The sequence below is a fragment of the Paenibacillus sp. SEL3 genome, assembly GCF_054602585.1.
This window is the reverse complement of sequence record NZ_CM137725.1, coordinates 1,362,786-1,376,420: the sequence shown is the minus strand read 5'-3', so window position 1 is coordinate 1,376,420 and position 13,635 is coordinate 1,362,786. Positions and strand designations below refer to the sequence as shown.

The following is a 13,635-nucleotide window of genomic DNA, read 5'->3' as shown; positions in this document are numbered from 1 at the left end:
ACACAATGAAACCATCCTGGCTGGAGCCTATTCTTCATTGGAATGGCGTGACGGTGTTTTTAATTGTCATTGTACTGCTGTCGTTGATTCAGGGCTGGAGACGAGGAGCTTCCAGATCTGTAGGGGCGCTGTTTAGTCTTATTGTGGATGGCATACTGACTGTAGCGGGTATTTTGTGCTCGCTAGGATTAGCCATGTGGCTTTCACCGAAGGTGCAACAATGGCTGGCAGCTTACATGGAGCATTTGCCACAGCGAAAACTAAGCGGGATTGAGCAATTTTATTATACGCTTGTGGCGGGGATAGAGGGTTTTCCGCTGCTGCGATTCGCCGTATTGTTCATGCTCAGTTATGCTATTGCCCAGTTTATACTGCGTGCCATTTATGTGTTGATGGTAGGTGGAAAATCAGATTCCTCCCTCCATGAGCATCCAAAAAAATCGGGCTTTTTCAGCAGGGTGGCAGGGGCCGGAATAGGTACCCTTATTGGTGGAGCTCGCGCCATGATGATCATAGCCCTGCTGTTCATAGGCGTTAGTCTGTACCCAGACAGCGGGTTTAGCAGCTACGTACAAGCTTCACCGATTTATAAGCAAGGTGCGCAATCGGTTATTGAACCGTTGTCCGGGACTCTGATTAAGGATAAGCTGCCCGTATTTACGCAGGCTGTTACCAAGGAACTGAATGGCATCATGCAGCGCAAATATGAAATAATCGACCGGGACATTCCAAGCGATATCGTTCAGGCAGCGGCCAAGATTACAGAAGGGGCTAGCGGTGACGAGCAAAAAGCTAGAGCGTTGTATGAATGGGTAGGCACCCGTATTAGCTATGATTACAGTAAGGTGGAAGCCTATGAGCAACGTGGTGACTGGCATGAACAGACTCCTAGAGATACGTTTGATACACGTAAAGGAGTGTGCATTGATTATGCCCGCCTGTACTCAATGATGGCTCGTTCGCAGGGGCTACAGGTCAAGGTGGTGACAGGCCTTGGGTACAACGGACAGGGAGGATACGGGTCCCATGCCTGGAATGAGGTATATTTGAGCGGACAGAATCAGTGGGTACCGCTAGACCCGACCTGGGCGCAAAGTGGGGACTGGTTTAATCCGCCTGGTTTTGCCCAAACACATATCAAGGATAAAGTGATTTAATAAGGAGTGGAAAAGGGCACATGAGAAAGATAGACAACGAGCAGGGAACAGACAATGGGACGTCTGATCGAAAAAGATTCAGCTTTCGGATCAATCTGTTCTTTTTCAGCTCGTTCATTATATTTACAGTCATCATTGTAAGATTGGCGATACTTCAATTCGTGGATGGACCTCAGCTCAAGCAGCAGGAGGCCAGTAATGTTACCAAAAATGTACCACTTACGCCGATTCGCGGAACGATTTATGATTCCACCGGGCAGAACAGACTAGCGTATTCTACACCTGTACAATCGCTGTATATCACGCTCTCCAAGAACTACAGTGATGGTATGGAAGAAAAGCGTGATAATGACAAAAAGCTATTGCCTGAGCTGGAGAAAATGACACAGAAGCTGGCGAATCGCTTTGCTGAATATGGGAATAAAGATGAGCCGAAAATGACGGCAGAGCAAATTATGGACGCTATGGACCGTAACTATCAGCGATTTAGCGGTTTTACGCCGCGTCTGATTAAAACGAATCTTAACAAAGATGAAGTGGCCTATTTTATGCAGCATAAGAGTGAGTTCCCGGGCATAGATGTCGTAGAGGAAACGGTACGTCATTACGATCCAGATACGGTAGCTGTCCAAACGGTTGGCTACATTAAAAGCTATAAAAGTGCGCGTGAAACGTTGGATAAATATAAGAATATTCAAAAATCCATGTCAGCTGAAAATGATCCGGGCCTCATTTATATGGATAACGAATCTGTTGGCTTTGATGGACTGGAATATCAATATCAGGAACAGTTACGAGGGAAAAATGGCTATAAAACGGTTCCGATTGATCCACGCAATATGCCGGAAGGTGTAGATTCTGTTACTCCTCCGCAAAAAGGAAATAATGTATATTCTACGATTAACAAAGAAATTCAGGTTAAAACGGAAGATGCTATTATGGATCAATTGAGATGGCTCCATTCACACGCTGTATCTGGCAAGACCCATCCTTATGCTAAAACAGGCTTTGCTGTGGCTATGGAAGTGGATACAGGAAATGTGGTGGCGATGGCTAGTATGCCGGATTATGATGCTAATTACTGGCAGACCGGAAATATATCTAGCGATAATTATAAAAAAATACAAAATGTATACTTGAATGGTACTATTCGCTCCTTTGGATCGGGCCAATCAGGTCAACATCCAGAGTCGGTTGTCCTACTTGGCTCCACCATTAAGCCGCTTTCTGTGTTAGTAGGACTGGAGGAAAATCTATTCAGTACCTCATCGTATTACCAGGATACAGGAGCGGCTTACTTTGGGCGTAATAATTCGTCACGAGTTCGGAATTCCTCGGGTCATGTGTACGGCGGGTTGGACCCAGCTTCTGCCATTCGGCATTCCTCCAATGCATTTATGGTCGATATGGTGGGCAAAAGATTGTACAACAAATACATTAATAATGCCAAGGAAGATCAAGGTGTGAATGTATGGGACCGCTACATGAAGGAATTTGGACTAGGTGTTTCTACGGGTGTAGATTTACCAAGTGAATGGTCTGGACGCAGAGAGTATGCTCATAATTCGAAAGAGTCTTCATTATCTAAACTTGCATATGCTTCTTTTGGTCAGCAGGGTAAATATACAACGCTTCAGCTTGCACAATATACAGCAGTATTGGCTACCAAGGGTAAACGGATGGAGCCGCATTTGGTCAGTCAAATTAAAGATACCAACGGCAATGTAGTTCAAACGTTTAAGCCGAAAGTACTAAATGAAGTAAAATTTCCGGATGCCTACTGGAATGAAGTCATACGCGGGATGGCAACAGATGTCAGCGCATTTAAAGGTTTCCCTTACGACTTTGCTCGCAAAACGGGGACATCGCAGCAAAGTGTAGGCAGAGAATTGAAAGATAATGGAGTATTTATCGCCTTTGCACCACGTCAGAATCCTAAGCTGGCCGTAGCCGTTGTCATACCGGAAGGAGGCTTCGGGGCTTGGAGCGCCGGACCTGTGGCACGTAAAATCTTTGATGCCTACGATGAAGTTTATGGATTGGATGGGGTACCTAAGAAAAAGGATGCCACAGCAACCGATCCTAACACTACCAAACAGCCATAATCATTTTATACGATATCATTTCATGAAAGCTTCTCTTAGCCTTTAGGCTGCGGGAAGCTTTTTATGCTTTTTCTACGTTTTCTTACAAAATTGTCATCTGGGAATTCATCGTTTATTGCTTTGGATATGGTAGGATCAGGAATATAAAAACCTAACTGAAAGGAGTAATGACCAGCTAATATGGACAGAGGAAGTTTGGATAAAAAGTTTTCATTTAAAAAGAAAAATGTTGAAGAGAATGAAGGGTCGCGAAAAAAACAGACGGTTTTACGAACCAACCTACTGTTTTTTGGTGCTTTTGTGCTGTTTGCCCTGATCATTACCAGACTGGCTGTATTGCAGTTTGTACAATCGGAGGAGCTGAAAGGGCAGCAGCAATCCGTAAATACGAAAAATGTCCCGTTAGCCCCGAGTCGCGGCACGATTTATGACTCTACAGGTACGGTTAAGCTGGCGTATTCGACTTCAGTACAGTCCTTGTATGTAACTTTATCTAAGGATTATAGCAAACGTACGGAGAAAGACCGCAAGCCGGGGGGAAAGCTGCTCCCTGAGCTCGATGCTTTTGCTACCAAACTTGCTGCCAAATTAAACGAACTGGGTCATACCGAAGGGGAGCAACTTAATGCAGAGGAAATAAAAAAGCGACTGGACCCGGACTATAATCAATTTAGGGGATTTACCCCGCGATTGGTCAAATCCGACTTGAGTCGGGAGGAAATCGCTTATTTTCTGGAGCATCGGACAGAATTCCCTGGTGTAGAGGTTGTAGAAGAAAGTGTACGCCATTATGACCCGGATCGGGTGGCGGTACAAACGATTGGATATATGTACAAGTTCAAAGGAGCTCGAACGAACCGACCCAAATATAAAGAGCTCTATGAAGCGAATTCGGAGGTCCTAAGACCGGAACAGGTGTATTCGGAAAGTGAAACGGTTGGATATGATGGCTTGGAGCTTCAGTATCAGGACGAGCTGAGAGGAAAAAACGGATATAAAACGGTAGAGGTCAATCCGCGCAGCATGCCGGAGGGCATTGAATCCATTACTCCACCGGAAAAAGGACATCATCTATATTCCACCCTCAACAAGGAAATTCAGCAGAAAACCGAACAGGCCATTATGGATCAGCTTCGCTGGCTTCATACTCATGCCGTATCGGGGAAGCTTCATCAAGACGCGACCACTGGCTTCGCTGTAGCGATGGAGGTAGAGACCGGAAATATCGTAGCAATGGCCAGTATGCCGGATTATGACTCTAATGTATGGAAAAGTGGGAGTACCTCGCCTTCGGTATATGACGAAATCCAGCATAAAATGGGAAATGGGACCATTAAATCTGTACCTAGCGGAAAAGCGGGTCCACATCCAGAATCCTCGGTTCTTCTGGGTTCAACCATTAAACCACTGACCGTGCTGATCGGGTTGAAGGAAAACTTTTTTTCTCCCGGACAAACTTATCTGGATACGGGAAGTGCGTACTACGGCAAAAATCGCTCCAGCCGGGTTGGGAACTCTAGCGGACATGTGTATGGTTCTTTGACACCTAGCAGGGCAATTGAGGTCTCGTCAAATACGTTTATGGTGGATATGATCGGCAAGCCGCTATATGGCAAATACGGAAGTAATGCAGGGGTGCATCAGGGAATTGACGTATGGGACAAGTATATGAAGGAATTTGGATTAGGCGTACCGACTGAAGTTGATCTGCCGGGCGAGTGGGCAGGCAGACTCGAGTATACGAGCAAAAAGGAAAGTGCGTTGACACGTTTGGTACAGGCATCCTTTGGTCAGCAGGGAAAGTATACAGCCATGCAACTAGCCCAGTATACGACTGTACTGGCAACAAAGGGCAAGCGTATGCAACCTCATTTGGTCAGCAAAATTGTAGATGATCAGGGGAATCTTGTACGTGAATTTAAGCCGAAGGTACTGAATGAGGTCGCTTTTTCAGATACGTACTGGAATACAGTGATTCGGGGTATGGCTACGGATGTTAAAGCTTTTAACGGATTTCCCTACGATTATGCCCGTAAAACGGGGACTTCCGAGCAGGTGGTGGGACGTACGGTTAAAGATAACGGGGTGTTCATCGCTTTTGCTCCCCGTCAAAATCCGAAGCTGGCAGTAGCGGTCATCATTCCTGAAGGGGGCTTTGGTGCGACGAGCGCGGGACCGGTTGCGCGTAAAATATTTGATGCGTATGACGAAGTATATGGGCTAGATGGTACTCCTAAAAAGCCTCTGGCAGCAAAGTGAGGACTTGAATTTTTTTGTGGGCTTCTCTTTTTCATGGTAAAATGTCGTTGGACATAAGGGACATACAGGAGGAAGAGACACTATGGGAGAGAACCAATATAAATACAAACTGCTTGCGCTCGACATGGATGGAACTTTACTGAATGATAATCATGAAATTTCCTTGGAAACGATTAACTGGATTAACAAGGCGATACAGGAAGGGATCCATGTATGCTTGTCCACCGGACGTGCAGCGATGCATGCTCTGCCTTACGGTCAGCAACTCGGCCTGGAGACGCCAATGGTAACCGTAAACGGCAGTGAGGTGTGGAAATCACCCCACGAGTTGTGGCGTCGTTATTTACTTGATAAGGAGCTCGTTCGTAAGATGCACCAGATTGCTGTAGAAACAGGCTCCTGGTTCTGGGCTTACTCAACGGAGGAATTATATAACAGAGATCGTTGGCCGAATACATTGGACACACAGGAATGGCTTAAATTCGGTTATAATACGGAAAATGACGAAATTCGCCACCAAATTTTGCTGAAGCTTCAGGACATGGGTGGACTTGAAATCTCCAATTCTTCAATGACGAATCTGGAAATTAACCCAGCTGGTATATCCAAGGCCAGTGGAATCGCTGAAGTGTGCGACCTGCTTGGCATTACTCTGGAGCAGGTGGTTGCCGTTGGCGACAGTCTGAATGACCTGGCTGTGATTCAAGCGGTTGGACTGGGCGTAGCCATGGGGAATGCTCAGGATACGGTTAAAGAAGCCGCTGATGTGGTCGTGGCTTCGAACAATGACGACGGCATTGTAGAAGTGATCCGTGATTATGTGCTTGTGTAATAAAACGAATGATGCAGCTAGCAGGATGAATGGACGAGAAGGAGGAGGCCCATGGACGTTGTAGGCTGGATTGTTGTTATTGTGCTATTCATTGTGGGCATGGCCGGGGCGGTATATCCCGTATTGCCGGGGGCGCTCGCCATCTATTTTGCATTTTTTGTATACGGCTGGTTTTTCTCGTTTGCTCCATACAATGCACTGTTTTGGATTATACAAACACTAATCGTCGTTGCCCTTTTTGTTGCGGATTATGCTGTGAATGCGTGGGGAGTTAAGCGATTTGGTGGCTCGCGCCTGTCAGCGATACTGAGTACTATCGGGATTATTATTGGCCCCTTTGTTATTCCGGCATTTGGCCTGATTTTGGGACCATTTATTGGCGCTGTGCTAGGTGAGCTGATAAGCAAAGCCCCGCTGGACCGAGCTATTAAAGTGGGCTTTGGCTCTGTGTTAGGCCTTTTTACCAGCACCGTGATGAAAGTGATTTTGCAGCTTGCCATGATTATTGTATTCTTAATTTGGGTGTTATAACCCGAGATTCGTTATCATTTATTATGATTTGCAGAGACAGAATCGACATGCGGCTCCGCACCGGTGATGGCTCAGGCCATGACAGTTTGTGCGGGGCTTTTGCATGCGTGTGAACAGCAAGAAAGAAGGGAACGCATTTTGTCCAATAAAGAAACATTCCTTAAAGGTACGCTTATTTTAGCCGCTGCCGCCTTGGTGGCCAGAGTGCTTGGTCTGGTACAGCGTGTTCCACTGGAGCATCTGCTCGGTTCCGTCGGGAACGCCTCGTTTACCATTGCGAACAACGCTTACTTGATGCTGCTCACGGTGGCTACGGCCGGCATTCCAAGCACGTTGAGCAAAATGGTTTCAGAACGTTATGCACTGGATCGGCCTTCGGAAGCGCGACGTGTGTATCGTGCAGCTTTAATATTCGCGGCTGCGGCAGGCATTATCATTACAGCGCTGCTGTATTTTGGAGCGCCTTATTTTGCCGAGCATGTAGCAGGGGTTCCGCAATCCGCTTTGGCCATTCAGGCTTTGGCACCAGCATTACTGCTGTTCCCTGCCATTGCTATGATGCGTGGATACTTCCAAGGGCGCGGTAATATGACCGCAGGCGGTATTTCACAAATCGTGGAGCAGGTTGCACGGGTAGCGACCGCTATTATACTCGCTTTTATTATTTTGAAGCTGGGTTATGGAGATCGCGAGGTTGCAGCTGGGGCCTCCTTTGGGGGTGTCATGGGAAGTCTTGGCGCTCTGGCGGTCATGTTGTACTACACGGTAAAATTGCGTCGTCAGGATCGACAGGATCGTCAAGATCAATTCCAAGAGGAAAGCTCCGCGCTACCGATGATGCGCATTTACAAAGATATTTTTAAGCTTTCCATTCCGATTGTATTGTCGTCTCTGACCGTTCCGGCGGTCAACTTTATTGATACCTCGATTGTGGTGAGACTGCTGTCTGGTCAAGTGGGGTTGGATCAGGCGACTACTCAGTTGGGTTATCTAGGCTCTCGGGCACAGAGTGTGGCGGGAATTCCGCCGATTTTGGCCATTGCGCTCAGCCAATCGCTCATTCCGATCATTTCAGCGGCATTTGCTCGTAAGGATGAGCAGCATTTACAAAATCAGATGACGCTGGCTTTGCGTATCTCTATTTTGACTGGAATGCCGATTGTGCTGGCTTTATGTGTGACCGCCTATTCTATTAATGGTTTACTGTTCAGCTCGCTTGGAGGCAGTGGTATCATCGCTGTTCTGACACTCGGAACGATATTCCAGATTACGATGATGACTTCTAATTCGATATTGATCGGTATGGGCAAGCCGCGTATTTCAATGGTTAATGTCATGGTCGGGATCGTCGTCAAGTTTGCAGCGAGCTGGCTGCTGGCTGGTTGGCTTGGGATTTACGGGATCATTGCCGCAACCGGATTATGTTTCCTCGTGATCACGTTGCTGAATTTGCGTGTGCTTAAAGGGATCGTCTCCTTTTCCATCATGGGCCGTCGCTGGGCAGGTTTCTTAACCGCAGTCGTCGTCTCAGGAGCTATCGGATACGGTGTAAATGAAGCCTGTATTCTGCTGGTGCATCTGATGCCTGCGCGTGTAGCCTTCTTCATCGCATGCTGCATTGCCGGAGCGACTGTACTGGTATGCTACTTGGTGTTGCTGGTTGTATTGCGCGTATTGCGCAGGGACGAGCTGGGCAACTACCCACGTATGTTGCAAAAGGTACTACGTCCGTTAATGCGCCTACAGCGTGAGTCCACAGGACAGCGAGGCTAAAAGAGCTCTCCAGTCTTTCAGTGGAAAGGTTGCAAGCTGTTATGGGCAACGTGGGCCATTGCTGTTTTTTGTATGCCATGGCGATGCTCGTGGCGCATGGCAAATAACAGCGGTCGCCTTGGTTCGCTTAGATGCCCAAGTGTGGAGCCGTCCTGAAACCAGTCATACCGGGGGATTGGATCATAAGTTGTATCGGACCAGACGGCGTTCAGCTCCGGGCTGTACAGACGTTGTCCTGGCGGTAGCCATTCATGTGCTAAAAGCGTTGCACTTTCATCTGGAGAGTGCAACGCTTTTTGTTCATTCGGGGTGAATAGTCCAGGCCAATAGTCGCTGCGTGAACCCGTATGCGGCACACTGTTAGCGAATGCTGATGCCTGGTCCAGCACCTGCTGATGGCCGAAGAGCATAGCATAGAGACTTTTGCCAAAGCCGATCCGCTCGTCCAAATGGCCGAAACGCTCCATCACTAGTCCAGCAAGCCCACCGTTTAGCCCAAGTGGAAATATAACCTGATTAAGCTGGAGCCAGTCATGCAAATAAAAGCCCGGCTTGTGTGTCACAAATTTTTGAAAATACGGATCTTTTACCACACGTCCTTCAATATAGTTTTGTTCATTAATGATGAGCGCCACAGTCAACAGAGAGCTATCACGCCATGCCCAGAAACGTTCCCAAAAGGGCTTCATGAATGGCGAAACGTGAAAATAAGGCAACAAATGAAAGCAACTCCGACCTAAATGACGGCTGTGCATGTAAAGTTGCAACTGCGGATAAGCGTCTTGAAAAATAAGGGCGTTACAGCGCTCCAGTAGCCGATACAGCCATTCCTTTTCCTGCTCGCCGAATAGGTTGTCAATCAGTCCCCCTTTCAGATCGGTCATATGATAGCCGCCATTACGAGAAACCAGGTGGGCCAGTAATGCCCAGTGTAACTCCGGGTAGCCACGATAGCATTCAAGGTAAGCAGCAGTGCGGGTAACGTTGCTGCGATTCTCCTGTGCTGTATCGTTCTTGATCCGCTCCAGCAGCTCACAGTCTGTTTCGCATAAGGGCATATTCAGAGAAGAGGGACGCGTAGCGGGTCCGTTCACCAACATTAACGCTTCAGCTTCATTCATAGCGGCCTGTGCTGTATGATAATCCCACGCTAGTTCACGCAAGGGGTAGCGTAATTTGCGGGATTCGGTCCAGGCTGCCCGTTTGCCTTCCCAAGCTTCCTCAGCAACACGGGGAACGGAACCCAGTAACTTTAGCCCTCCCTGAAGCTGTCGAGATGCCGTATGGAGCCATTCGGTAAGAGACATGACTAAATAACCTCCTTTCCAACTGCAAGCATCCCCGTATCCTGCCAAGTAAGTTGGGTATGCTGTTAGGATGTCGTCGTTTATGTGGTGGATTCTTAAGTATATCTTTAGTATGCCTCAATGAGAGGGCTTCCAATCGGCATGTGAGCAGAATGGGGGAGTGTGCAAAAGCTTCACTTGGCGTTACAATAGAAAGTGCAATCTTTTCAGTATAAAAAGAATTTAAGGAGGAATCATCCATGCAAAAAATCGTCTCTCATGAAGACTTTAATAAGGCAATATCCACTCCGGGCGTAACGGTGGCTGTATTTAAGGCGGACTGGTGTGGGGATTGTCATTTCATTGATCCGTTCATGCCTGATGTGGAACAACAATATGCAGATAAGCTTACATTAATTGAGATTGATGTAGAACAGGCCGAAAGCGTCAGTCAAGAGCAGAATGTATTGGGGATTCCTAGCTTTATCGCTTACAGTGAAGGGCGAGAACTGGTACGTCTGGTGAACAGACTGCGCAAATCCCGCGAGGAGATTGAGCAATTTTTGGATCGGGCTGTTGAAGTCCATGCGAGCTTGGCAAAATAATGAATGCTGTACATGCATACATGAAGGTTCCAAATTGAATTTTAAACATCAAGACATTCAGAAAGCCGCTTCCTTTCAAGGGGGCGGCTTTCTCACGAACACGTTCACATTTTGTCAACAAAGCTCGTATGTCAAGGAACGATATATCAGTTATAATTACTATAAGTGATCATTTCACAACATATAAAGTGAATAAATATTATATTTGGAAGGATACGGGTGAATTTGAATAACAAAATTAGAATATTAAAATGGCTGGCACTCGTAACATGTATTGTCATGTTTTTGGCTACCTTCGGTGGAGGTGTTGTGACGCGGACGGATTCGGGTCTGGGCTGTGGCCGGGAATTCCCGCTATGCAATGGTAAGCTGGTTCCGGCACATACGATCGCATCCCTTATTGAGTTCTCTCACCGCTCCGTCAGTGCCATGGCCGGGATTCTTTCTATCGCCTCATTTGTTGGCTTTTTGCTGTTTATGAAGCATCGAAAGGATTTACAGCTATTCTCGCTGCTCACGCTCTTGTTTGTGATCATACAAGGTGCAATGGGGGCGTTGGCTGTCATATTCTCCCAATCAGCTGCGGTCATGGGACTGCATTTTGGCTTTGCGCTTATCGCTTTTGCCAGTGCGACTATGATGACGCTGGGGGCCTGGCAGGAGCATGCGGACTCACGCCACACTCCGCGTCTGATTCCTGGGCCTGTCAGTCGGGGCTTTCGTAATTTTATATGGCTATCGACGATCTATACCTATATTGCTGTCTATTCAGGGGCGTTGCTTAGTCACTCGGTCATCCAGAAGGTTGTAAATATTGGAGGCTTCATATCTCCACTGTTGCTTCATCAGATTTCAGCCGGTCTGCTGTTCGTCATTATCTTGGCTGTGGGTCACTACGCATACCGTTATCACCCGAATCACCGGGACATCCGTATATTGGGTGTTGTATCGGTCTTGTTAATCCTGCTTCAAGTGGTGATTGGAATTATCTTGCTGTACGTCAACAGACCTGAAATCTACATGTTTATCGTGCTGGGGCATATGCTGGTGATTGCATCGTTGTTCTCCATCTTGGCTTATCTGAGCTATCGTGTATGGCAATTGTCACCGGATCGCAAGCTTGTTCCGACCCAAGCACAACGTACCTAAGCATTTCATAGATCATAGTGAAGCGGATTTTTGCCCAAGTGGCGTTTAAACACGTATAATAGCATATAAGAAACAAACCAGGCCCACGAGTTTCTCGAGGGCTTGATTTGCTTAGGAGGAATCGTCCAGTTGATCTACCAGAATTTGCGCCAATTTATTGAAGCACTGCGTAAAGAAAATCATCTTAAAATTATAGAGGCACCTGTCGATCCTTACTTGGAGCTGGCTGAGATTCATCGAAGAGTCATTGAGGAAGAAGGGCCGGCACTGCTGTTCACGAATGTAAAAGGAACTCCGTTTCCTGTAGCCAGTAATCTGTTTGGCACGAATCGCCGTGTGGACATGGCTTTTGGCCCGCGCCCAGAGCAACTGATGGATGCGATTGTAGGAGCAACCAAAACATTGTTTCCACCTACACCCAAAGCATTGTGGAATGAACGTGGCCTGATTAAGGACATGCTAAAAGTAGGCCTAAAAACAGTATCTCATAGCGAGGCTCCTGTATTGGGAGTTCGCCGTACAGAGGCTCCGCTGGCACCACTGCCTAAAGTGACCAGTTGGCATGAGGATGGAGGACCGTTTATTACCCTTCCACTCGTGTATACCGAGAAGCCAGGTCAGCCCAAGGATCATAATCTGGGGATGTACCGCATTCAGATTTATGATGATCAGACGACGGGCATTCACTGGCAAATTCATAAAGGCGGCGGTTTCCATTATCATGAAGCGGAGCTGCGTAATGAGCCGTTGCCTACGACGATTATCATCGGTGGCCCGCCTGCTCTGATTGCGTCTGCCATTGCTCCAGCACCGGAAAACTTGCCTGAGCTGTTGCTGGCTTCGCTTATTATGGGAGGCAAGCTGCCCATGACAGAGGACCCGCTTGGGGGTCATCGGATTCCAGCAGAAGCAGAATTTGCAATCAGCGGTTATGTGCCACCTCATGAACGCCGTCCGGAAGGCCCGTTTGGCGATCATTTTGGATATTATTCATTACAGCATGATTTCCCTGTATTTCATGTCAAACATATGCATCACCGCAAGGATGCCATTTATCCGGCAACCATTGTAGGTAAGCCTCGGCAAGAAGACTACTACCTCGGTGAGTTTTTGCAACGTCTGCTGTCGCCTGCCTATCCGCTTGTGATGCCTTCCGTCAAGTCCCTGTGGGCGTATGCGGAAACGGGCGTACATGCGCTGGCAGCGGCAGTCGTACGTGAAAGCTACTCCCGTGAAGCGCTTGTATCCGGTTTTACCATTTTGGGTCAAGGTCAATTGTCATTGACCAAGTTCCTGATGCTGACAGATCGAGTCATTGATTTATCTGACTTTAACCTGCTGCTGGAAACCATTCTGGAGCGATTTAATCCAGCAAGGGATTTATTTATTTTCAATCACACGTCACACGATACACTCGATTACACAGGCCGCAAGCTGAATCATGGCAGTAAGGCGATCCTGATGGGAATAGGTGAGCCTGTACGTGAATTGCCTCGTGCTTATGAGGGAAGCGATCTGCCGGGGATTCGTGAAATTGAACCCTATTGCGGAGGTTGCCTCGTCGTATCGGGTGCGTCTTTTGAGCAAGATCCTGAGCTGGCGGCACGTGTTTTGGAGCGATTAGCTGCGGGTGAGCAAGAGTGGCCGCTCGTTTTCATTGTGGACGATGCCAAAGAAGTCGTTCGCTCTCAAGCCTCGTTCCTATGGACGGTATTCACTCGCTTTAACCCGGCTACGGATATGTACGCGGACAGCGAAGTGCGTTTGCATCATCTGAACTATAAGCTGCCGATTGTAGTGGATGCGCGTATGAAGCCGGGGTATCCGGATGAGGTGTTACCGCGTGAGGATATTGTTAAGCTTGTAGATCAACGATGGACGAGTTATTTCGCTTGACGCCCTAATTAAACCTACAGCCGGATTTTACATTTATAAGGA

General features: G+C 47.5%; 10 protein-coding genes. 9 read left to right on the top strand and 1 reads right to left on the bottom strand.

From position 1 onward, the window contains the following. Window positions 1-5: 5 nt before the first annotated feature. From ACYCS5_RS06520 to ACYCS5_RS06495, 6 genes are all read left to right on the top strand, one after another. Window positions 6-1,157: a transglutaminase domain-containing protein gene (locus ACYCS5_RS06520; protein ID WP_264217538.1), complete on the top strand. Its 1,152-nt coding sequence runs from the start codon at window positions 6-8 to the stop codon at window positions 1,155-1,157. A gap of 20 nt (window positions 1,158-1,177) precedes the next feature. After that, window positions 1,178-3,262 carry a peptidoglycan D,D-transpeptidase FtsI family protein gene (locus tag ACYCS5_RS06515; RefSeq protein ID WP_341039981.1) on the top strand — a complete coding sequence of 695 codons (2,085 nt, stop codon included), beginning with the start codon at window positions 1,178-1,180 and terminating at the stop codon, window positions 3,260-3,262. Window positions 3,263-3,442: 180 nt separating this feature from the next. Further along, a complete protein-coding gene (locus tag ACYCS5_RS06510; RefSeq protein WP_459760977.1) occupies window positions 3,443-5,521 on the top strand; it encodes a peptidoglycan D,D-transpeptidase FtsI family protein in 2,079 nt (692 codons plus the stop codon). Window positions 5,522-5,603: 82 nt separating this feature from the next. Then, the gene (locus tag ACYCS5_RS06505) at window positions 5,604-6,353 is read left to right on the top strand and encodes a Cof-type HAD-IIB family hydrolase (RefSeq protein ID WP_029518213.1); all 750 of its coding nucleotides are present in this window, start codon (window positions 5,604-5,606) and stop codon (window positions 6,351-6,353) included. A 51-nt stretch (window positions 6,354-6,404) separates the two neighbouring features. After that, complete coding sequence (locus tag ACYCS5_RS06500; RefSeq protein WP_023990190.1) at window positions 6,405-6,884, top strand: DUF456 domain-containing protein; 480 nt, start codon at window positions 6,405-6,407, stop codon at window positions 6,882-6,884. Window positions 6,885-7,022: 138 nt separating this feature from the next. Then, window positions 7,023-8,657, top strand: a complete 1,635-nt coding sequence (locus ACYCS5_RS06495; RefSeq protein WP_029518214.1) for a putative polysaccharide biosynthesis protein — start codon at window positions 7,023-7,025, stop codon at window positions 8,655-8,657. 17 nt (window positions 8,658-8,674) lie between these two features. On the opposite strand, the gene ACYCS5_RS06490 is transcribed toward ACYCS5_RS06495, so the two are convergent. Next, window positions 8,675-9,964: a DUF2515 family protein gene (locus tag ACYCS5_RS06490; RefSeq protein ID WP_029518215.1), complete on the bottom strand. Its 1,290-nt coding sequence runs from the start codon at window positions 9,962-9,964 to the stop codon at window positions 8,675-8,677. A gap of 239 nt (window positions 9,965-10,203) precedes the next feature. Here ACYCS5_RS06490 and ACYCS5_RS06485 point away from each other — a divergent pair, with 239 nt between their 5' ends. The 3 genes from ACYCS5_RS06485 to ACYCS5_RS06475 all read left to right on the top strand — a co-directional run bounded on the left by ACYCS5_RS06485 (window position 10,204) and on the right by ACYCS5_RS06475 (window position 13,593). Then, complete coding sequence (locus ACYCS5_RS06485) at window positions 10,204-10,548, top strand: thioredoxin family protein (protein ID WP_025723593.1); 345 nt, start codon at window positions 10,204-10,206, stop codon at window positions 10,546-10,548. Between the two features lie 279 nt (window positions 10,549-10,827). After that, window positions 10,828-11,697, top strand: coding sequence for a COX15/CtaA family protein (locus ACYCS5_RS06480; RefSeq protein ID WP_230585119.1), 870 nt, complete (start codon window positions 10,828-10,830; stop codon window positions 11,695-11,697). Window positions 11,698-11,826: 129 nt separating this feature from the next. Continuing rightward, window positions 11,827-13,593, top strand: coding sequence for a UbiD family decarboxylase (locus ACYCS5_RS06475; protein WP_459760976.1), 1,767 nt, complete (start codon window positions 11,827-11,829; stop codon window positions 13,591-13,593). Window positions 13,594-13,635: the final 42 nt, after the last annotated feature.